The sequence below is a fragment of the Psychrobacter sp. SZ93C1 genome (assembly GCF_015864635.1).
In the GTDB taxonomy this organism is placed as follows: domain Bacteria; phylum Pseudomonadota; class Gammaproteobacteria; order Pseudomonadales; family Moraxellaceae; genus Psychrobacter; species Psychrobacter fozii.
This window is the reverse complement of sequence record NZ_JADYWY010000004.1, coordinates 21,330-44,481: the sequence shown is the minus strand read 5'-3', so window position 1 is coordinate 44,481 and position 23,152 is coordinate 21,330. Positions and strand designations below refer to the sequence as shown.

The 23,152-nt window shown below is 44.6% G+C and carries 18 protein-coding genes; 6 read left to right on the top strand and 12 right to left on the bottom strand.

Annotated elements, in window-relative coordinates; translation table 11 throughout:
* Positions 1 to 58: 58 nt before the first annotated feature.
* From nuoJ to ndhC, 9 genes are all read right to left on the bottom strand, one after another.
* Positions 59 to 796, bottom strand: coding sequence for an NADH-quinone oxidoreductase subunit J (nuoJ, locus tag I6E83_RS06510; protein ID WP_197100599.1), 738 nt, complete (start codon positions 794 to 796; stop codon positions 59 to 61).
* Positions 793 to 1,341, bottom strand: coding sequence for an NADH-quinone oxidoreductase subunit NuoI (gene nuoI / locus I6E83_RS06505; RefSeq protein WP_110922265.1), 549 nt, complete (start codon positions 1,339 to 1,341; stop codon positions 793 to 795). Before nuoI ends, nuoJ begins: the two co-directional genes overlap by 4 nt.
* A 55-nt stretch (positions 1,342 to 1,396) precedes the next feature.
* The gene (gene nuoH / locus I6E83_RS06500; protein WP_197100597.1) at positions 1,397 to 2,440 is read right to left on the bottom strand and encodes an NADH-quinone oxidoreductase subunit NuoH; all 1,044 of its coding nucleotides are present in this window, start codon (positions 2,438 to 2,440) and stop codon (positions 1,397 to 1,399) included.
* Between the two features lies 1 nt (position 2,441).
* A complete protein-coding gene (nuoG, locus tag I6E83_RS06495; protein WP_197100595.1) occupies positions 2,442 to 5,522 on the bottom strand; it encodes an NADH-quinone oxidoreductase subunit NuoG in 3,081 nt (1,026 codons plus the stop codon).
* Between the two features lie 10 nt (positions 5,523 to 5,532).
* Positions 5,533 to 6,957 carry an NADH-quinone oxidoreductase subunit NuoF gene (nuoF, locus tag I6E83_RS06490; RefSeq protein ID WP_227680851.1) on the bottom strand — a complete coding sequence of 475 codons (1,425 nt, stop codon included), beginning with the start codon at positions 6,955 to 6,957 and terminating at the stop codon, positions 5,533 to 5,535.
* Entirely contained in the window at positions 6,954 to 7,463 is a 510-nt protein-coding gene (nuoE, locus tag I6E83_RS06485; RefSeq protein ID WP_045444735.1) for an NADH-quinone oxidoreductase subunit NuoE, read from the bottom strand. Before nuoE ends, nuoF begins: the two co-directional genes overlap by 4 nt.
* A 176-nt stretch (positions 7,464 to 7,639) precedes the next feature.
* A complete protein-coding gene (gene nuoC, locus I6E83_RS06480; protein WP_197100592.1) occupies positions 7,640 to 9,415 on the bottom strand; it encodes an NADH-quinone oxidoreductase subunit C/D in 1,776 nt (591 codons plus the stop codon).
* A 106-nt stretch (positions 9,416 to 9,521) separates the two neighbouring features.
* A complete protein-coding gene (locus I6E83_RS06475) occupies positions 9,522 to 10,190 on the bottom strand; it encodes a NuoB/complex I 20 kDa subunit family protein (RefSeq protein WP_110922259.1) in 669 nt (222 codons plus the stop codon).
* Between the two features lie 164 nt (positions 10,191 to 10,354).
* Positions 10,355 to 10,978, bottom strand: a complete 624-nt coding sequence (gene ndhC, locus I6E83_RS06470; protein WP_197100590.1) for an NADH-quinone oxidoreductase subunit A — start codon at positions 10,976 to 10,978, stop codon at positions 10,355 to 10,357.
* A gap of 772 nt (positions 10,979 to 11,750) precedes the next feature.
* Here ndhC and I6E83_RS06465 point away from each other — a divergent pair.
* The 5 genes from I6E83_RS06465 (at position 11,751) to argB (ending at position 18,737) form a co-directional block, all read left to right on the top strand.
* On the top strand, positions 11,751 to 13,784 hold the full coding sequence (locus I6E83_RS06465; RefSeq protein WP_197100588.1) for a UvrD-helicase domain-containing protein: 2,034 nt from the start codon (positions 11,751 to 11,753) through the stop codon (positions 13,782 to 13,784).
* A gap of 109 nt (positions 13,785 to 13,893) precedes the next feature.
* The gene (mgtE, locus tag I6E83_RS06460; RefSeq protein WP_197100586.1) at positions 13,894 to 15,297 is read left to right on the top strand and encodes a magnesium transporter; all 1,404 of its coding nucleotides are present in this window, start codon (positions 13,894 to 13,896) and stop codon (positions 15,295 to 15,297) included.
* 67 nt (positions 15,298 to 15,364) lie between these two features.
* Positions 15,365 to 15,829: a dUTP diphosphatase gene (gene dut / locus I6E83_RS06455; RefSeq protein ID WP_197100584.1), complete on the top strand. Its 465-nt coding sequence runs from the start codon at positions 15,365 to 15,367 to the stop codon at positions 15,827 to 15,829.
* Positions 15,830 to 15,951: 122 nt separating this feature from the next.
* On the top strand, positions 15,952 to 17,730 hold the full coding sequence (locus I6E83_RS06450; RefSeq protein ID WP_197100583.1) for a phosphomannomutase: 1,779 nt from the start codon (positions 15,952 to 15,954) through the stop codon (positions 17,728 to 17,730).
* Between the two features lie 104 nt (positions 17,731 to 17,834).
* Positions 17,835 to 18,737, top strand: coding sequence for an acetylglutamate kinase (gene argB, locus I6E83_RS06445; RefSeq protein WP_194196862.1), 903 nt, complete (start codon positions 17,835 to 17,837; stop codon positions 18,735 to 18,737).
* Positions 18,738 to 18,838: 101 nt separating this feature from the next.
* Here argB and I6E83_RS06440 read toward each other — a convergent pair whose 3' ends face one another.
* The 3 genes from I6E83_RS06440 to I6E83_RS06430 all read right to left on the bottom strand — a co-directional run bounded on the left by I6E83_RS06440 (position 18,839) and on the right by I6E83_RS06430 (position 20,319).
* The gene (locus tag I6E83_RS06440) at positions 18,839 to 19,198 is read right to left on the bottom strand and encodes a hypothetical protein (protein WP_197100582.1); all 360 of its coding nucleotides are present in this window, start codon (positions 19,196 to 19,198) and stop codon (positions 18,839 to 18,841) included.
* Between the two features lie 85 nt (positions 19,199 to 19,283).
* A complete protein-coding gene (locus I6E83_RS06435; protein ID WP_197100581.1) occupies positions 19,284 to 19,661 on the bottom strand; it encodes an arsenate reductase in 378 nt (125 codons plus the stop codon).
* 37 nt (positions 19,662 to 19,698) lie between these two features.
* A complete protein-coding gene (locus I6E83_RS06430; protein ID WP_197100580.1) occupies positions 19,699 to 20,319 on the bottom strand; it encodes a hypothetical protein in 621 nt (206 codons plus the stop codon).
* A 144-nt stretch (positions 20,320 to 20,463) separates the two neighbouring features.
* Between I6E83_RS06430 and leuS the strand changes: the two genes are divergently transcribed.
* Positions 20,464 to 23,151 (top strand): leucine--tRNA ligase, encoded by a 2,688-nt coding sequence (leuS, locus tag I6E83_RS06425; RefSeq protein ID WP_197100579.1) that lies wholly within the window; start codon positions 20,464 to 20,466, stop codon positions 23,149 to 23,151.
* Position 23,152 lies beyond the last annotated feature (1 nt).

Genomic DNA, 23,152 nt, shown 5'->3' with positions numbered 1-23,152 from the left:
ACTTCATGGGCAAACGGCACATTCGCGACCTCTTGTGCCACGCTCGCTGCTAGTACCATTAGTCTGACTCCTTGCGCGTGACTTTCTTCGTACTCATCTGCGTGCCTACATTCATACTTACGTAGTCATGCGGATCTACTTCTTTATATTCGTAGGGCTCAGCTGTTTTCACGGCATCGTTATCTGTGTGTGTGCTGTCTGGATGAATGTCATCGTGCTGTTTGACACGACCATTCGAGCGTGCTGTTTGGCTATCATGACTGATAACCTCATCATCTACAGACTCTTTGCCTAAATGATAAGCGGCGACCAGAGCAGCTAGTAATAATAATGCCGCCACTTCTATCAGCATCACATATTTAGTAAATAACACCGTGCCGACTGCTTTCGCCGAAATTGACGTCACACCAATCATTGCTGCTTCGTCATGATTGAGACCAATCATCGCATATAGCACAACCGCGATAATAATCGTCAATCCTGTCGGTATCGCCCAAGTGCCAGCATCAAGCCAGCGTTCTTCACGCTCATCATTACTCATGCCCAAGTTCAGCATCATAATGACAAAGACAAACAGCACCATAATGGCGCCAGCGTAAACAACGATTTCTAGTGCCCCTGCAAATGGCGCACCGAGCACAAAAAATATGCCAGCAATCGCTAACAATGACACAATCATCGACAAAATAGCATGCACCGGATTGGCTTGGGTCACCACGCGCAAACTGGCAAATACTGCCACTGCTGCGAGTGAATAAAACCCTGCCAACTCAGGATGGTTCAAAATATTCATCATGGCAGCAAACTCCTTAGATCAATAGGTGCAGCTTCATTTTGCGCCGCCCCTTTTGGTTTGTCCGCTACCGCCATACCCGTCACACGATAATAATTATAATCGGGATATTTACCTGGTCCTGAAATAAGCAAATGCTCTTTTTCATAAACCAAATCTTGGCGCTTATATTCACCCAACTCAAAGTCAGGTGTCATTTGAATGGCTGTCGTTGGACACGCCTCTTCACACAATCCGCAAAAAATACAGCGCGAAAAGTTAATTCTAAAAAACTCTGGATACCAGCGGCCGTCTTCACGCTCAGCTTTCTGTAATGAGATACAGCCAACGGGACATGCCACAGCACATAAGTTACAAGCAACACAGCGCTCATCACCATCAGGGTCACGCGTCAGCACAATGCGCCCACGAAAACGCGGCGGTACTGGTACGGGCTCTTCAGGATAAAGAATGGTGTCGCGTGGCCTGAGCGCATGACTATTGACCATCCACATACTGCGAACAATGGTAAATATACCAATGACGGTCTTTTTTATGGTAGTAAACATGGGATTATTATCCTTATCAGCTTTACCCTAGTTCATCAATGATGGCTAGTAATGATTATAACGTTGGGGAAAAGATCAAAATGACCGCAGCAGTAACCAACAGATTAATCAGTGTTACTGGCAGACAGATTTTCCAACCAAAATTCATTACCTGATCATAGCGCGGACGCATAAGTGAGCCACGAGCCAAAACAAACATCGTCATAAAAAACAGTGTTTTAATCATGAACCAAAAAGCTGGTGGAATAAATGGAATATCTAAATTGAAAGGCGCAAGCCAACCGCCAAAGAACAAGCAAGTCATCAATGCAGAAATCAAGACAACGTTGACATACTCTCCGATAAAGAACATACCAAACTTCATGCCAGAATATTCAACATGATACCCTTCGGCCAGCTCTTGCTCTGCTTCTGGTTGATCAAATGGATGTCTATGCGTAACAGCAACACCAGCAACCACAAAAGTCAAAAAGCCAAAAAACTGCGGGATGATATACCAACCGTCTGCTTGTGCTTCAACAATAGCACGTAAGTTAAATGAACCTGTCAGTGCGACCACACCCATCAAAGATAAGCCTAAAAAGACTTCGTAACTGATGGTTTGTGCCGCTGACCGTAAGCCACCCAATAACGAGAACTTGTTGGCAGAAGCCCAACCACCGAACATCACTGCATAGACAGCAATACCTGCCATAGCAAAGAAGAATAGAATACCGATATCCCAATCAACCACGCCAAGCGTTGGCGAGATAGGAATGATGGCAAATGAGGCCAGTGCGGTAAACATCGCGACCGCAGGTGCCAATGTAAACATAAACTTATCGGTAAAGTTCGGTGTCCAATCTTCTTTAAAGAAGATTTTGAGCATATCAGCGACCAGCTGCAACGAACCAAATGGACCCACACGGTTTGGACCATAACGATCTTGCCATAAGGCCAACATACGGCGCTCATAGATAATCATCATCGCCGCAACCAATACCACGACTAAGAAGATAACCAGTGACTGCCCAACCAAAAATAAGATAGACCAAGCATCAAAGCTCAGGCTACCAGTTAAAAAGCTTGGCACATCAGGGATAATACGGGTAACTTGCATATTACACCTCCTGTGTGGTGATCGGCGCTGCATTTACGTGCGCAGCATCATTATTTATCAAAGTACTATCGTTAGCCATACTGCCCATCATCGTCACTGGTGCATCGACTTTACGTACCGACGCTGGCATCGATGGGTGAATGATACTCACCTGCCCAACTGGGTAACCGATACAACCTTCTGCTAAGTAACCGACAATCTGTACTGGCAAGGTAATTTGTTGCTTATCAATCTCTATCGCCAAGTAATCACCAGCAGCAATATTCCAGTCCTTAGCATCATCCATACCGATACGCCATGCAGCAACAGGTAATTGCTCAGCGACGATTGGACTGCGAGAAGCCATCATTGAACTGGCGTAGATATTATAGATAGGCACTAGCTTAGCTTGTCCTTGCTGCATATCAGTCGTCGTCGCAGACATCGCCTCTGGCGCCACATATTGACGTGTTTCTAAACGTGCTAGCTGATCAAACAAACGCACACCTGGATCGCCATTTTTTAGATGACCGCCGACTTTGTCTTGGTATTTGTTCCACGCTTGCGGTGAGTTCCAGCCTGCCGCATTGGCAAAAGGAATCATCGAGCTTGGCGTTTCTTTACCGCTATAACCTTCCATTGAGAACGTTAGACCGGTATCCAAATCTTTTGGTTGCATCGGCTCATGCACTGATATTGGTGCACGCATGGCGGTACGACCTGAGTAACGACGCGGTTGACGCGCAATCTTAAGACCAGTCATACGGTAAGCAGCATCAGGTGCAGCGCCTTTGATACCTGCAAGTTTAGGATGGGTGGCAATCAATGCATTGATAACATCATCTAGCTGCGTCCAATCGACATCACGACCTTCGATGCTGCTATGCACTGCATGTAACCAGCGCCAGCCTTCTTTGATACTACTCATCGGATGGTAATATTCGTTGTCATAGACTTGGAAGAAGCGCTGCGCACGGCCTTCAGCCGATATCAATGTGCCGTCTGCTTCTGCAAAACTAGCCGCTGGCAATACGATATCGACATCCTTATGCCAATCAAGTAGCTGATGATCCAGTGCAATGACCGTCTTATCAGATAATAATTGCGTTAATTTATTGGCATCGATGGCATCAGTCAGTTGGTTTTCAGCAACGATAACCACATCGAAATCAGTCGCCAGTAATTCTTCGACTGATTGACCGCCGAGCATGCAAACACCCATGCTATTGGCATCGGTAACCGTTAAGTAGATACCTGCTTGTGTCTGATACTTACTGTTTACTTCTTTTAGTTCAAGCGGTTCAGCAGGAGCGCGTTCTACATTATCTTGCGCTTCTGTATTCACGCCCGTTTCAGGTTTGTTTGGCTTAGCAGATAAATCTTGGTCTTCTTCAGGCTGGTCATTAGCAGACTGTGATTGAGCTTTTACTTTGGCGTTATGCGCTTCAACTTGCTGCTGCTCAGTGGCTTTGATTGCCGCGCGTTTTTGCGTCAATACTTGAGTAATCTGCGCCGCTGCTTCTATCAATGCGGTAGACGACAAACTGCTACCCGAGATAACCAGTGGCTTGTCCGCTTGAATCAAGTCATAAGCGATTTGCTTCGCTAATGCTTGCATACCGTCAGTCTCAGTACTGGCATCAGTATCTTGTTCAGCCGCTTGTGGATCTAATATTTCCGCTAAATCATCAGCAAAGTTAGCAATCTCATCAGCGACTTTAAAACCAAGTTTAGTGATATCTTCAGGGGTCGCCACTACGCTCACTTTACTGATATCTTCTAGCTTAGTTTGCGTTACATCAATAACATAGACTGGGCTTAGCGCATCTTGAGCGATACGTTTAACTGGTTCTGCAAGCCACGGCTGTGTTTGCAATGCCGCTGCCATTTTCAGGCCTTCGTTTTTTGCCGCTTGACGTACTGACAGCGCAACACGTGATGAAGTTTGCGTGATATCTTCACCCAATACTAATACCGCATCATGGCTTTCAATATCCGTCATACTTGGGTTATAAATGCCATCAGTACTTAATATTTCGATGCATTTATTAACCAGTGCTTGCTGCTGATGGTTCAAACCTGTTGAGAAGTTATCAAAGCCAACGAGGTTTTTTAGCGCAAAGTTGGTCTCTAGACTGGCACGTGGTGAGCCAATACCGATGACTTTTTTATCTTTGATACGTTTAATGGTTTCATCGAGTGCGTAGTCAATATTGATTTTGACATGCTTATCATTGATACGTTCAATCGCTTGCGTTGGACGATCTTCACGATTGACATAGCCATAACCAAAGCGACCACGGTCACACAAGAAATAGCGGTTTACTTCACCGTTATAGCGGTTTTCGATACGGCGCAATTCACCATAACGCTCACCTGGTGAGATATTACAGCCAGCCGAGCAGCCATGACAGATGCTTGGCGCATACTGCATGTCCCATTTACGGTTATAACGTTCAGAATGTGTTTTATCAGTAAATACACCAGTTGGGCATACTTCAGTTAAGTTGCCTGAGAATTCGCTTTCGAACTGACCATCTTTATCACGGCCAAAATACACACGGTTGTTCGAGCCGTAAACGCCCAAATCTTCACCGCCTGCGTAGTCTTTATAAAAACGTACACAACGATAGCAAGCGATACAGCGGTTCATCTCATGCGCGATGAATGGACCAAGCTCTTGGTTGTGATGCGTGCGTTTGGTAAAGCGGTAGCGACGGCGGCTATGACCTGACATATAGGTCATGTCTTGCAGGTGGCAATGTCCGCCCTCTTCACAAGTTGGGCAATCATGTGGATGGTTGGTCATGAGTAACTCAATCATCGACTTGCGAAATGCTTTGGCTTCATCGTCAGTGACCGAGATGTACATATCATCGCCAGGAGCGACCATACATGACATCACGAGACGACCGCGACCTGCTTCCATATCTTCTTTGTTTTGGAATTGCTTGACCGCGCACTGACGGCACGAGCCTACTGAGCCAAGGGCTGGATGATAACAAAAATACGGCACATCAATGCCGAGGGATAAACAAGCTTGTAGCAAGTTATCTGCGCTATCTACTTCGACAGTGGTTCCATCAATATGTATGACTGCCATGCCGCTCTCCTTATTTCACTACTGGCTGTTGATTGGCTGCAGCATCAATGATATCTACACCAACCGCCTGAGTGATTTTTTGATCAAACTCTGGACGGAAATATTTAATCGCACTCATTAGTGGCTCCATCGCACCTGGCGCATGCGCACAGAATGTTTTACCAATCCATAAGTCACGCGTGAGGCCTTCTAGTTTTTCCACATCGCCCACTTGCCCTTCACCATCATTGATAGCAGTAAGCAGTTTGACACCCCACGGTAGACCATCACGGCATGGTGTACACCAACCGCATGACTCACGCTGGAAGAAAATTTCGAGATTTCGAACGAGTGGCACCATATCTTGTGCTTCATCCACCACCATAATCAGCCCAGTACCCATACGGCTACCTGCTTTTTGAATGGTGTCGAAATCTACCACCACATCTAAATGCTCAGTGGTTAAAAAGTCAGTAGAAGCACCGCCCGGTAGCCAAGCTTTGAGGGTTTTGCCATCGATCATACCACCCGCTAAATCTTCAATGATTTCGCGTGCCGTATAACCAAACGGTAACTCCCACAGACCTGGGTCGTTGACTAAACCTGAGCAGCCAAACAGTTTGGTGCCTGGCGTTTGACTCTTACCTTTAATAGTAGATAACGACTGATACCATTCAACGCCATGGTTTAAGATGGCTGGCATGTTGCATAAAGTCTCAACGTTGTTGACTACCGTTGGACGACCCCATGCACCAGAGATTTGCGGGAAAGGTGGTTTGGTACGTGGGTTAGCACGGCGGCCTTCTAGACAATTAATCAATGCGGTTTCTTCACCGCAGATATAGCGTCCAGCGCCCGTATGCACATGCAAGTTAAAGCTAAAATCTGAGCCTAAAATATTCTTGCCCATTAGATTGTTGGCCAAGCATTCTTCAATGGCAGCGACCAAACGTTCAGCGGCCAAGATGTACTCACCGCGGATAAAGATATAACCGTCCGTTGCGCCAATCGCATGCGCGGTAATCAACATACCTTCAATCAGCTGAAACGGTAGGCGCTCCATCAATAGACGATCTTTAAAGGTCCCCGGCTCCATCTCATCTGCATTACAAATGAGATAGCGCGGTAAACCATCTGGCGGTGACATGAATGTCCACTTCAAACCAGCATTAAAACCTGCACCACCGCGACCTCTGACGTTGGCAGCTTTGATCATATTGCCGACTTCTTTAGGCGATTGACTCAAAGCCTGCTTTAAACCAGTTAAACCTTTTAGAGATTCGTAGGTGGCCAAATCAAGCACTGCATCATGATGCGCTAGACGCCATGTTAACGGCTTGGTTTCGCTAGTCGCTGTGGCTTTATCACCATAAATTGGAATGCGCTGCTCATTGAGCTGGCTTGGCGCTTTGCCTTGGCTACGTTGAGCAATTTGCTCTGAAAGCGTTAATCTCATGCGTATAGCTCCAATAATTGCGTTACCTCTTCAGGCTGGACTGGACCATAAGTGTCTTCGTCAATCAACACAGCAGGACCCTTATCACAGTTACCTAAGCAGCAAATTGGCAATAGCGTAAAACGACCATCGGCCGTCGTCTGACCATATTCAATACCCAGTTGCGATCTGATTTCAGCCGATAACGCCTCATAACCTGTCAAGAAACAAGCCACTGAATCACAAATAAGGATGACGTGGCGACCAACAGGCTGACGATAAATACGGTTAAAGAAAGTAGCGACCCCGTCCATATCTGACATAGGAATATCTAGAATATTGGCAATGGCATTCACTTGTGCATCGTCGACCCAGCCGTTGCGCTTTTGCACAATTTTTAATGCATCTAACGAGGCAGCACGCGCCTGTGGATAATGGTGCATAAACTCATGAATAGCCGCAATTTCCTCGCTAGTGAGGATGCTTGCCACATCTACTTTTGGCATTTTGTCGGAAACAATTTTCATAGTCTTCTATCTGTCCTCACTCATCACGCTTTATCAGCTAATAGCGACAGTCTTATGAGTGTCGCTATATGAAGATATCAGCATTTTGGTGTGCCATTTGGCAATGATATATTGATAAACGTATTTCTTTAATAACGATAATTTTCTAATCAAAGCACTAGTCTTAGATCAAAGTATTAGCGATCACAATCAGCCATCACAATATCAATCGATGCCAGATACATAATGGCATCAGAGACGAGCGAACCATTAATCACGGACGGCATCTGCTGCAAATGCGCAAATGTCGGCGTACGGATACGGGTACGATAGCTCATCGTCGCCTTATCTGAGGTGATGTAATAGCTGTTGAGACCTTTGGTCGCTTCTACAATCGTCGTACACTCGCCCGCTGGCATCACAGGACCCCAAGATACTGAGATAAAGTGGTTAATCAAGGTTTCAATATCGTTTAGCGTACGATCTTTCGGCGGTGGTACCGCTAGTGGATGATCTGCTTTATAAGGGCCTTGCGGCATATTGTCCATGCACTGGCGAATGATACGCAATGACTGACGCATCTCTTCAACTTTTACCATACAGCGATCATAAGCATCACCGTTGTAACCAACTGGTACTTCAAAATCGTAATTTTCATAACCCATGTATGGACGCGCTTTACGCAGATCAAAGTCAACGCCTGTCGCACGTAGACCTGCACCAGTGACGCCCCAAGCCAATGCTTGCTTGGCATTATACTGAGCAACCCCTTGAGTACGGCCTTTGAGCACGCTGTTTTGTAATGCTGCTTTGACATATTCGTCCAAGCGTTTTGGCATCCAATCTAAGAACTCACGAACCAGACGTTGCCAGCCACGTGGCAGATCAGCAGCTGTACCGCCGATACGGAACCAAGCAGGATGCATACGATAGCCAGTCACGGCTTCGATGACGTCATAAGCTTTTTGGCGATCGGTAAACATATAGAACACAGGGGTCATACCGCCCGCATCCTGAATGAACGTACCAACGAATAGTAAGTTATTGGTAATACGGAAAAACTCACTCATCATCACGCGAATGGTTTCAGCGCGCGGTGGAATCGTAATTCCAGCAAGCTTTTCGACCGACATGATGTACGGCAGCTCATTCATCACACCGCCGAGATAATCAATACGGTCGGTATAAGGAATAAATGAGTGCCATGTTTGACGCTCAGCCATCTTTTCTGCACCGCGATGGTGATAACCGATATCAGGGATACAGTCAACGACTTCTTCACCATCGAGCTGTAGCACCAAACGGAATGCACCGTGAGCAGAGGGATGGTTAGGACCGATGTTCAAGAACATAAAGTCTTCATCACGACCTGAACGCTTCATGCCCCATTCTTCTGGGACAAAACGCAGGTTTTCTTGCTCGTATTGCTGCTTGGCGGTGTTCAAGAAATACGGGGTAAATTCAGTCGCACGCGCATGATACTCTTTACGCAGTGGATGACCTTCCCAGTATTTTGGCAATAAGATACGGGTCAAATGCGGATGACCTGTGAAGACAATACCGAACATGTCCCACACTTCACGCTCATACCAGTTGGCATTTGGCCAAATGTTGGTGGCGCTCGGTACATTGACATCGTCTTCGCTCAGAGCGACCTTGACACGTACGTCACTATTACGCTCAAGCGACATTAGATGATAAAACACCGTAAAGTCACTGTCAGGCAAACCTGCGCGATGCTGGCGCAAACGCTCATCTATCGCTGACAAGTCAAATAGCATGACGTATGGCTGTGGCAATTTACGCAGGAATAAGAGAACATCGAGCAAATCCGCACGCGCAACCCAAACCGTTGGAATCTCATCAACAGTGTGCTGCACGACAAACTTACCGGCATACTTCTGCTCCAGCTCTTTGATAACCGCTGGGACAGGCTTAATCTTAGGATCTATGTTTTCGACTACCGTGACCATGAATGATGTATTCCTTCATTAATCATAACTGATTCATCATAACTACACTGTGATGAGCGTATAAAACGTTGAGGTTGTTACTGTGAATCTAAATGCTATCTAGAATCTAAATACTGTCTGGGCTACGTAAGTTTTTAACAGCAATACGATCTGCTTGCTTACGGTCACGCTCAGGCGTCATTTGTGGCTTATAAACACCCTGCTCATTGACATGGATACCTAATGGACGACGCTCTTTAGTGATAGATTCTTGCAATAACATCAAACCTTGAATCAAAGCTTCTGGACGCGGTGGACAACCCGGCACATAGACATCGACTGGAATGATTTTATCTACGCCTTGTACCACAGAGTAGATATCATACATACCACCAGAGTTGGCACAGGCACCCATTGAGATGACCCATTTTGGCTCAAGCATTTGCTCATATAGACGCTGAATAACAGGCGCCATTTTGACAAAACAAGTGCCGGCAACGATCATGACATCTGCTTGACGAGGCGAGGCACGAATAACCTCAGCACCAAAGCGTGATAAATCATGAACGGCTGTCAGGGTGGTGGCGTATTCTACATAGCAGCAAGAAGTACCAAAGTTAAATGGCCATAGTGAGTGCTTGCGCCCCCAGTTTGCTGTCGAATGGACGAGGTCTTCGAGACGACCCATAAAGACGTTTTTATTCACTTCGTCTTCGATAGGGTCATTGACCGTTTGACTGGTCTGTGCAGGATAGGTATCTGCATCAGGGTTGGCTTTTGTTAATGTGTATTTCATAACATACAACCTTTATATTAGACGTCGCGTGGCAATCGTCTTGCCCTCGCTAGCGCCTTAACTTCTATTATTAACAAGTGATCATTAATCCAAACATACTCGCGTCGTCGTAATCTTACTACTAGCCTTTATAGACTATCGAAAACTAAGACCGCCCAAAACAATTAACGCTTACCGTTATCTTGTCGAGCAGACGTCGCAAAATCTACAGAAGTAACATTACCTGTAGTATTAATATGATCGATATTTTCTAAATGATGACGATTGACTTCAATATTGTTCGAGACGTTGATTTGTCCTGAGGACTGTGCGGGTACTTTGCCTGTTGGATCGACCATCAGCTCGTGAGCACCATCGAATTTGGTGATGTCTGCTAGGTTGAAACCAGCAGGTGCGGCATATAGACGTACTTTTTTGCGCAGTTTATCAGCCGGTGCCCAGTTCATCGCGCCCAGACTTAGCTCATAGATCAAACCGATGATTAAGATGGTGATGAATATGGCAGCAGCGGCAAAACCTAACCAGCCAGCCTCACGTACTGAAACGGCGTAAGCATACAAATACAGCGCTTCTAGATCGAAGATGACGAAGAAGATTGCCACCAAATAGAATTTGGCAGACAAACGAATACGGGCGTTGCCAGATCCGACAACACCCGCTTCAAATACTTCTTCTTTTTGTGAGCCATGAGAGCGACCGCCAAGCATACGCGGCACGACCAGCATGAAGACAACTAGCCCAATGGCGGCTAAGATAAAAGCGATTGCTGACCAATTAAAAGCAGACATGATAATACGTGCTCCTCACCCAATCGAGTGTTTAGCACAGCGCAAGTACCGACCTATCAAGGTCGTCTAGCCACAGGCATCACACAAACGAAAACACAAAGCGACTGTCATTCAGTCGCTTTATTTAAGCAACTGTTATTAAGTCACATTTTAGGTATTTTGCTAGTAACAACCAATTATCAAGTGTATTGACGACGATGTCAGACATAACCAACGGCAGGGATTCCGATATACGCACGGAAAGATGGCTGGTCGTCTAACGCATCTTCTAAAAACGTAAGATCAACTTATTAAATCAATATCATATTCGATAGTTTACTTAATTGATTTAATAGCTCATTACACGTAGTCAATAATGACGAGACAACTGGCATAAATTATGTACGTACTATACGCATTTCGGTGTCCAAAAGCTAGTTTTTAACTGTATTGGACGGTCATTTTATATGTAATAAAACATGTTTTTTTTATCAAAAATTATGATAGGGGTCTTACCTTATATTAACATCAAATCCATCTTATGAATTATCATAGGCCGTAATTGTAAATATGGTCAAAAATTCAGCCTTTAAACCCCTGCTCTTCGCCCAACTCATTCCCCAAAGTTCATGTTTTTGCTTTATAATAACCCACTTAATTTTATTGCCTTTATTGGGTGTTTTTTGATTGAAACATCATCATGACACTCATGTTGATAAGGCAATCGGCGTATATTTAATGATGCCACCATCAGTGCCACTCTCTTTTTTGCTTTTGTCTTACAGGTTACGTTATGAGTCAACTCAATCCCAAACAACAAGAAGCCATGCTCTACGTATCTGGTCCGTTACTTGTCCTTGCAGGTGCAGGCTCCGGTAAGACGTCCGTAATTACCCGAAAGATTGCTTACCTGATCGAAGAATGTAACATGCCAGCTGAGCGCATCACAGCGGTGACTTTTACCAACAAAGCCGCACGCGAGATGAAAGCCCGTGTCAGTAAACTGCTACCAAGTGAAAAAATGCGTGGTCTGACCGTGTCGACCTTTCACCAATTCGGTCTGCAGTTTTTGCGCTACGAGCTGATTCATACCCCGCTAAAGGGTAACTTCTCTATCATGGACAGCGACGACAGCAAGCGACTGCTGATGGAGCTGATGATGCGTGACAACCTAAGTGGCGCTGAAAGTCGCGAGTTGGTTGGTAAAGCAATCAAAATGATTTCCGACTGGAAAAACGATCTGATTGATCCTGACAAGGCAATGGAAACATTAGACGATCCAGAAGATATGATTTTTGCCACGCTGTATGCATTATATGAGCGTAATTTGCGTGCTTATAACGCTGTCGATTTTGATGACTTGATTGTCTTGCCAACGAAAATACTGCGCGAAAATAGAGAGCTACGTGATAAATGGCAAAACCGCATTCGTTATCTCTTGGTCGATGAGTATCAAGATACCAATACGGCCCAGTATGAAATGATTAAGTATTTGGTTGGCCCGCAAGGTCGCTTTACCGTGGTTGGCGATGATGACCAATCTATCTATGCGTGGCGCGGGGCAAAGCCTGAAAACATGGCACTGCTAAAGGAAGATTTTCCAAAATTAAAGATCGTCATGCTAGAGCAAAATTACCGTTCCACCACTCGTATTTTGACCTCAGCCAACGCAGTCATTATGAATAATGAGCATTTATTTGAAAAGAAACTGTGGTCAGATAAAGGTCAAGGCGAAAAAATTCGTATTATCAACTGCCGTAATGATGATGATGAGTCCGAACGCGTGGCAAAAGAAATCGTCACTCATAAACTGCGCTTTGGTAATGAGTGGGAGCAATATGCTGTCCTTTATCGCAGTAACTTTCAGGCGCGGATGTTAGAAGCGCAACTGCGTCAGCTACAAGTCCCTTATAAACTGTCTGGCGGCCAATCATTCTTTGCACGTAGTGAAATCAAAGACATCATGGGCTATCTGCGTCTGATTTTGAACCCTGAAGATGACAGCGCATTTTTGCGTATTATCAATACGCCTAAACGCGGTATGGGACCAGCAACGCTCGAAAAATTGGGTCTGTTTGCGCAAGAGCACAGCATATCGCTGTTGGCCTCTTGTACACATGCTGGCTTAACTCATGTGTTACCGTCTAAATCTTATGGCACAATAAAAGAGTTCGGTGAGTTCATCGAGCACTATACGCGTGAGTTAGACCAGCACCCCGACCCTGTGCCAATCGTACGTCAAATGATCGATGAGACAGGTTATATTGACTTTGTGCGTAGTGATGCCAAAACGCCGCAGCAAGAAAAGAACCGTATTGATAATATCGATATGCTCTATACCAGTATTCAATCGCTGATCAATCGCGCCGAAGAAGACGAAGATCGGACGATTGATACCATCATTCGTAAGCTAGTATTGCTTGATATGCTCGAGCAACAGCAAGAAGAAGAGAATACCAACAAGGTCAACTTAATGACCTTGCATGCGGCAAAAGGCTTGGAGTTTGATTTCGTTTATATCATGGGACTTGAGGAAGAGATGCTACCGCACCGCAACTCTATCCTCAGCGAAACCGTAGAAGAAGAACGACGATTGATGTACGTAGGTATTACTCGCGCTCGTCGTGAGCTCACATTGACGCTAGCCACACAGCGCCGTGCTGGCGGACAAATGCGAGTCACCTCAGAATCAAGATTTTTGGATGAGTTACCAGAAGATCATATTGATTGGCCTGCCAAAGCGAAAAAGAAAAAAGCGACCAAAGACCCAGAAGCAGTTGCTGATGAGTATTTGGCAAATATTAGAGCGTTATTAGGCAATCGCTAGTCTTAATGAAAATGCCTTAATGAAAATGCTTGAAAACACACGCCTGAGACTGGGCGAAAAATGACTGTTTTAGTTGTTATTTATATTTTTTGAAAACCTTGGAAATTTTATGCCTACCCCGATGCCGAATCAAGAACGACCATCTACGCTACAGGGAGATTATAATCCAGCTGAATATAATGCTGAATATAAGCTGCTGTATCTACAGGGATTGGTGGCTGACAAGGCATATGAAGCCATTACTGAGTTTTTAGAAAAGCAGTCAGAATATGAGATTGCCAACTTATTAGAGTCTTTCCCGACTCAAAACCGTCTTTTAATTTGGGCGCAGGTTCCAGAGAGTATTAAAGGTGAGGTCCTCGCTGAGCTAGATGTAGATACGCGCCAGCCGTTAATGGAGAACATCTCTTCAACAGAGATTTCTTTGTTTACCCAAGACCTCGATGCACAAGACATCTCTGAGATTTTGGATACCGTGACCGAGAGCGTACGTACCTCGGTCATGGCAACGCTAGACGAAGAGACCCGCGTTCAAGTTAACAAACTCGATACTTATGAGGATTGGGAAGTTGGCAGCTATATGGATCCTGATATTATTCAGGTGCGAGAAGACATTACGCTAGAAGAAGTACAACACTGGCTACGAGAGAATGATGATCTGCTCGATGATGAGAGTCAGGAGCTGTTAGTCGTTGATCAAAGCCAGCAACTATTAGGTCTATTAAGTTTGGTTGATTTGATTAAACATCATCAAAACACTTTAGTATACGAATTGATTGACACCGCCATCACGATCAATGATCGCTTAGATATCCAAGATGCCGCTGCGATTTTTCGTTCAGAAGATATTCGCTTTGCCCCTGTTACTAACAGCCATGGCGAGCTGGTCGGTCAGCTAAATGGTGAGGACATCATGGAGATTATCCAAGATGATGTCGACAGCACCATGAAAAACTTGGCGGGTGTTAGCCAAGATGAAGAGCTGTTTGCCCCTATTCTGACCAGTGCCAAAAGCCGTAGTGTTTGGCTAGGTATTAACTTGTGTACCGCCTTATTGGCTGCAGCGGTGATTGGACAGTTTGAAGAAGTATTGGCACAAGTCGTGGCGCTAGCGATACTCATGCCTGTGGTCGCCAGTATGGGCGGGATCGCTGGTTCCCAAACACTGACGGTCGTAATCCGCGGTATGGCGATGGGTCAAATCGGTGGTTCTAACCGTGTCTGGCTGTTAAACAAAGAGCTATGGGTCGGCGCGATAAACGGCATTATATGGGCTATAATCATGGCGTTTATTGCTCAACTGTGGTTTCATGATATTAAGATTAGTGCAGTCATTGGCTTTGCCATTGCCATCAATATGACAGCAGCTAATGTCTCGGGTATCAGTATACCGCTGATGCTCAAACGTATGAATATCGACCCTGCGCTATCTGCTTCCGTTATTTTGACCACCGTAACGGACATTGTCGGCTTTATGTCATTCTTAGGTTTGGCCAGTGTCTTGATTTTATAATTTAATACCTAGCATCAAAAACAATATCCCTATTTTTAAAACCATCAAATCGTTAAGTGAGTTCGTTATGCAAGCTGTACAAGTTAAAGTTATCAACCCTAAAATTACTGAAGACGCAGCATTTTCTCTTCCGACTCGTGCCACCGACGGCAGTGCGGGTATTGACTTGCGCGCTTGCATCGATGAGCCATTAACCATTAAAGCAGGTGAAACACACTTAATCGGCACAGGTCTCGCCGCTTATATCCAAGATCCTAATTATGCGGGTATGATTTTACCGCGTTCAGGTCTCGGTCATAAGCACGGTATCGTCTTAGGTAATTTGGTCGGGCTAATCGATGCTGATTATCAGGGTGAGCTGATGGTCAGCATTTGGAATCGCAGTAACGAAGATTTTGTGCTTAATCCAGCAGAGCGTATGGCACAATATATTGTTGTACCTGTTGCCCGCCCTGAGTTTTCAGTAGTAGTAGAGTTCAGTGATGAAAGCGAACGCGGTGCAGGCGGATTCGGACATTCAGGCCGCCAGTAATCAATCGGTAACCATGACTGATTTACCGTTTTAACTATTGTTACTCATCACGATAATAACAATTACGATATTAACAATAATAGCCACAACCATCATAACCACGATTATAAGGAGAGTAAGCGATGCCAACTTTTGCGGTGCAGCAATCCTTATTTCGTGCTTATGATATTCGTGGTTCACGCCAGTATTTCACAACCGACTTTATACAAGCGCTCGGCAATGCTTTTGCTAGTCTTTATCGTGGCTTACTCTGCACATCAGAAGACAGTGATTCAAAAAACAGCCTGCTAACGCAATCGTTAACTTCTTTAGAAACCATTATCGTAATTGGTTATGATGTGCGTAATGGTAGCAAAGCTATTGCACAGAGACTCGCTGATATATTGGCTCAGTATGGTCTAACTGTTATGCAGCTAGGTCTCGTCACTACGCCAATGATGGTATTTTGGGCAGAGCAATATCAGGGGCATGGCATCATTGTGACCGCCAGTCATTCTGCTAAAGAAATTTTAGGCGTTAAGTGGTTAGTCAATCATCAGTCTCCTAGCAGTGCAGAGATTCAATTGCTTTATCATCAGTTGACTAAAAGCAATTCAAAAAATAATAGCGTCATTCAAGCGAATACTCTCAAGCAAAACACTCAAGATACAGGCTTATCTACTGAGGATATAGCAACGGCTTACATTGAGGCTATCGCTGAAGTTTTTCAGCAAATCTATCAATTCAGTAAGCCGCATTCAAATAGACCACATTCAAAAGTTACTCAGCAATCCTTATCTAAACTTGATTTTCGAGTTGTTATTGACTGTATGCATGGCGCGACCAGCTCTATTGCACAGCGTTTATTTGGCTATTTCTGCCAAGATGTCATCATGATTAATGACGTAGCAGATGGCAACTTTCCCTCTGGCAATCCTGATCCTACTGAACCGCACCGCCTCACGCAATTACAGCACACCGTACGCCAGCACCAAGCAGATATAGGGATTGCTTTTGACGGTGATGGTGATCGACTGATGATCGTCGATACCAATGGCAAGGTCGTCTCGCCTGACCATTTGCTATATCTATTAGCACAAGTGGCTATCGCGGAACGCCCTGACACTTTATACGATGCAGCATCAATATATGATACAGAATCAATATGCTCACAACGCTCACCTCAAGTCCTTTTTGATATTAAGTGCTCACATCACTTACCAAAGCTCTTATCTGACCTTGATGCAACACCCGTAATGAGTAGAACGGGTAGCAGTTTTATGCGCCAACAGATACAAAACTCCGATTATCAAATTGTCTTTGCTGGAGAGTTATCAGGGCACTTTATCTTTAATGACAGCCGCTTTATTGTTTACGATGACGCCATGTACGCAGCATTACGGCTGTTGCACTGGTTGGCTACTGATGAGCTCGTCGATAGCAAACGAGCACTGACAGACATTACGGAAAGTCTACCGGCAATGGTAAGTACAGCAGACCATTATTTGCCGATGCCAACAACTTTTGGGACAGAGTATTCACTCGTAGAACAGCTGGCCAGATTCTGTCGTTATTTACGCCAAATTTTGGAAGCGACAGCAGCAGATTCTGATCATCATTTGATAAATACTGATTTGCTATTAGATTGTCACTGCTCAGTGGTAGAGCCTCACTTAACACTCAAGCAAGCCAGAGATCTAATGCCAGTAGGGACAACACTGAGCTGTATCGATGGCGTTCGTTTGGATTTTCCACATGGCTTTGGGGTGCTGCGCCAATCAAACACCAGTCACCATCTGACGGCACGTTTTGCTGGTGATAGCATCGATGACCTAGCAGATATTCAGGCAAAGTTTGCCGCATTATGTCACCCATTCGATAAAGAACTGGCAGCCAAAATTATCGCTATTCCTGCCGAATAATTGTATTAAACACATTGTGATCTTATTAATGATATTAATAATGACGATAGATTTATATCGCATAAATAACCAACCCGCTCAAAACCGTACTTTAGGAGTTTGTAATGACGCTTAACTTAGATGATGCCAAAAACACCGCTGAAGTATTGACCACGGCACTGCCTTATATCCAGCGCTTTGTCGATAAGATCATCGTCGTCAAATACGGCGGCAATGCGATGACTGATCCTGCGCTAGAAAGCTCATTTGCCCGCGATATCGTCTTGTTAAAAACCGTTGGCATGCATCCTGTCGTCGTACATGGCGGTGGCCCGCAAGTGGATAACTTGTTAAAAGAGCTTGGTCGTCAGTCTAAACGTATTGATGGTATGCGTGTCACTGATAAAAGCACCATGGATATCGTCGAGATGGTGTTAGGCGGCGGCGTCAATAAATCGATTGTTAGCTTAATCAATAAGCATGGTGGACGCGCGATTGGTTTAACGGGTAAAGATGCCAACTTAATCCTAGCCAAAAAGTTAAAGATGGAAAAAATTGGCGAAGACGGTATCGCTGTTCCTATAGACCTAGGGTTCGTCGGTGATGTGGTCAGTGTCAATAAAGACGTGATTAACATGCTCATTGCGTCTGACTTTATTCCTGTCATCGCCCCACTCGGCGTCGATAGCGAAGGCAATACCTATAATATCAATGCTGATCTAGTCGCAGGTAAAGTCGCAGAGTTTTTGCAAGCAGAGAAACTGATGCTGCTGACCAACATCAAAGGCGTATTGGGTCGTGACGGCGAAGTCGTGACTGGGCTGACACCAAAGAAAGTCGACAGCTTAATCGAAGATGGCACTATCTCAGGTGGCATGATTCCTAAAATTCAGTGTGCGCTTGATGCCGTACGTAGCGGCGTAAAAAGCGCTGTTATCGTTGATGGCCGTGTGCCTCATGCTACTTTGCTTGAGATTTTCACCAATGAAGGTGTTGGTACATTAATCAGTCGTGAATTAGATTCATAATTGCGCTAGCAGCCTATAACTATTAGCATAAAAAGCCCGAGCTTGGATACCAAGCTCGGGCTTTTTTATGGTCTATCGATGCTCATTTAAACGAGAGAAATTTAATAAGCACAGAACTCGACAGAACTATGGCTACTATTGCCATAAACCTTCATATAATGATTGCCTTTAGTCTCAGTAATATAAGACGTTTCATTGTCATAGCGGTCACCATCCAAACGACCACTTGGCCCTGAGACATAAGCCATATTGATGCGGTCATCACCGACATTGCGAATCACTAGATTCTGATCTGACGCAAGCCATAGACGAAACACTTTTCCGTTTTTAATATTACCTGTAAAGCTACCGCAATAGCTGTCTTTTGCGAAGGTAACCTTAGTAGAGGTTTCCGCCGCTTGCACACTTGTGACCATTAAAGGCGCTACTGCAAGGGTCGCCATTAGTAATAATTTTTTCATGATTTTATCCTTGAATATTATAAACGAGCAAACTTAATTCCATTAATGGAATCATAGTTTATAACGTGTCAAAGTGACAGCTTTTTTATGGAAAAGTTATATCGAATACAGCCTCATCAAAACCGCAAAGCAATATTGGCTGACCTTGGTTTTTATCGTTGATCTGACCTTCTACAATCGGACGCTTAATCATACTGGTATTTTCTACTAGCAGGTCAATCGCGTTACCTATATTGGCATCAGCTGATTGCTTTTGCTCGTCAGTCAGCTTGCGCCATGTGGTGCCACGCTTGTTCAGTACTTTATCGATTCCTAGCTCATTCACCCAGCGCTGGATGCTCTCTTTGTCGATGCCTTGTTTTTTATAGTCATGGAAATCGTAACTTATATTCAATTCATCCAACTTGGTAAATGCTTTTTTCATGGTGCTGCATGATTTGATACCGTAAATGGTGATGGTCATTATTGTTCCTTTAAATATAATATGGATTATGTGCGTTTTACTTAAAAAGTAGAAATAGATAAACAGCGAGACAGCTCAGAATCAAGGCTAATATTAGCCACTTCATTCTTGGCGTGAGCAGTTTCATTCTCTCCATTTCTATCGGTTCGTAGTGTATAGCGGATCGGCCTTCAAAGGCGAGTTGCACTAGATGTATAACCTCCATCTCATTCAAGATAGCGTCTTTATATCTCATAGGTTTTATCGGGCATTGTATGAGCTTGCCTTGCTTGGGCTGAATCACTAGCAACCAAATTTCGTGGTGCTTAATAACCTGACAATCGATGCCTATACATTCAATATCCTGCCATGACAAATATCTCTGTTGTGGTCGTCGAATAACTTGTAGAAGCGTTATGCCTGTATCCGTAATTTGCAAGACAGGCTTACCTTTTATTAGCGTGAGTAACACTACAATCACACCAAAAAAAATTAAAACGATGAAAAACCATATACTCACTAGAGCAAGCCAATCATTTTTTTCTTGTACCCAAGGTACTCCATAAAAAAACAAGGGAAAAAGCAACAAACCTAAAACAAGCATAAGTGCTATGTTCTTTTTAGATAAATACAAATCAATAGGATATTTTAATACTTGCCCTTTCTGTAATTTTTGCATGTCTAGCCTTACTATCCATTCATAAGTCGTTATATACTTCTTAATACTGCTCTATTATTACGTTGCCCCATCGCATTTTTTGCCGATTTGCGCTATTCTAGCGTATCTAATTTTCTTATCAAAATATTCAATCTAGAGCCCACTATGAGTAATACTGTGACATCTGACCAAGCAGAAAACAATTATTATAACCCACAAGCTATCGAAGCGGCGCAACAAGCCAAATGGGCAACTGACAAGCGCTATGAAGTAGGTAATGAGCCTAGCGACAAGCCAAGTCGTTATATGCTGTCTATGTTCCCTTACCCAAGTGGCAAGCTGCATATGGGCCATGTGCGTAACTATACCATCTCGGACGTACTGAGCCGTTACTACCGCCTCAAAGGCTATGAAGTCATGCAACCAATGGGTTGGGATGGTTTTGGCCTGCCAGCAGAAAACGCTGCTATTGCCAATCAAACACCACCTGCCAAATGGACGTTTGCCAATATTGACAACATGCGTGCACAGCTTAAATTGCTGGGCTTATCTATTGACTGGTCACGTGAATTTGCCACTTGTAGCCCTGAGTATTATCAGTGGGAGCAGTGGTTGTTTTTGCAGTTATACAAAAAAGGCTTAGTCTATAAAAAGCTAGCAACAGTCAACTGGGATCCGATTGACAATACCGTCTTGGCCAATGAGCAAGTTATCGATGGCAAAGGCTGGCGCAGTGGCGCTGCAGTCGAAAAGCGCGACATCCCAATGTACTACTTTAATATCACTGATTATGCCGATGAGCTATTGGATGATTTGGATGATTTGGAAGGGCATTGGCCATCTGAAGTATTGACCATGCAGCGCAACTGGATTGGTCGTAGTGCGGGTATGGAAGTGCATTTCCCATATGAGTTGGCTGGTGAAACAAACACTTTAGACGTGTTCACTACCCGCCCTGATACCTTGATGGGTGTGACTTATGTCGCGGTTGCCGCTGAGCATCCACTTGCACAGTATGCTTCTGAGAATGATGAAGCGATTGCACAATTCTGCGCCCTATGCAAAAAAGGCTCAGTCGCTGAAGCTGACTTAGCCAAAGCTGAAAAAATCGGTATGGACACAGGTCTAACCGTAACGCATCCATTGACGGGTGAAGAAGTGCCTGTTTGGGTGGCCAACTATGTCCTAATGAGCTACGGTTCAGGCGCGGTCATGGCAGTACCGGCACATGATGATCGCGATTATGAGTTTGCGACCAAATACAGTCTGCCTATTAAGCAAGTAATCGATGTACCTGCTGGTTATTTTGATGAAGCAGAAGCAGATGCCAAAGCGAATGATACTAAAATCAATCTTGCCTATACTGAGCGCAATACCCTAGTCAATTCAGGCGAATTTGACGGTCTAGATTTTGAGCAAGCGTTCGAAGCGATGCTTGCCAAGCTTGAGCCACAAGAATTGGCCAAGAAAAAAATCCAATATCGCTTACGTGATTGGGGTGTATCGCGTCAACGCTATTGGGGCTGTCCTATCCCAATGATCAATTGTGAACATTGCGGTACGATACCTGTCGAAGAGCAAGATTTGCCAGTCATTCTACCGACTGATGTCGTTCCTGATGGACGCGGTAACCCACTTAAAAACATTCCAGAATTTGTAAATACCACCTGCCCTAAATGTGGTAATCCTGCTGAACGTGAAACCGATACCTTTGACACCTTTGTTGAGTCAAGCTGGTACTATGCACGCTTTGCTAGCCCAAATGATGCGCAAAGCATGGTCAACAAATCTGCCGCCAATAAATGGCTGCCTGTCGACCAATATATCGGCGGTGTTGAGCACGCGGTTATGCATTTACTTTACGCGCGTTTCTTCCATAAACTTATGCGTGACGAAAACCTAGTCTCAGGAAACGAACCGTTTGCTAACTTGATGACCCAAGGTATGGTACTTGCAGGTACTTTCTATCGTGTCAATGCTGATGGTAGTACCACTTATTACTTTACCGAAGATGTTGATATCGATTATGACGAGCGTGGTCAGCCGATCAAAGCCATCTTAAAGACTGATGGACAGCCAGTGACCATTGGCAAAATCGAAAAAATGTCTAAATCAAAAAACAATGGTGTCGATCCACAAATCACCATTGATAAATATGGTGCTGATACGGTTCGCCTGTACACACTATTTACCGCGCCTGCTGATCAAACGCTAGAATGGTCAGACGATGCGCTAAAAGGCCCTTATAATTTCGTCAAAAAAGTCTGGCGTCTGGCAACAGAGCACACGCAAGCGCTTAGTGCAGCGAACTTAGATCTTGCGACGCTGAATAGTGAAGCATTGAATACTGATGACTTGAGCAAAGCAGCCAAAAATCTACGTCGCAAAACTCATGAAACCATTGCCAAAATTGATAATGATTTGGGTGATCGTTTGGCATTGAACACACCAGTATCAAGCCTCATGGAGCTTGCCAATGAGCTTACGAGCTTTAAGGCGGCTAATGAGCAAGACCTAAAAGTACAGCATGAGGCTGTGACTGACTTGCTTATCATGTTATCAGTGTATGCACCGCACGTTGGTGAGCACTTACTTGAGCAATTAGGCTTGGATACCGTCACGCTAAACTACCCAACCGTGGATGAAGCTGCACTGGTGCAGGATATGATCACGATGGTCGTACAGGTCAATGGTAAAATGCGCGGTAAGATGGATGTGGCGCCGAACAGCGATCCAGAGCAGCTAAAAGCACAAGCTCGAACCATGGAAAGTGTGGCGAAATTCATCACTGGCGAAATCAAAAAAGAAATCGTCGTCCCGAATAAACTCGTGAATATCGTGGTTGTAGGTTAGA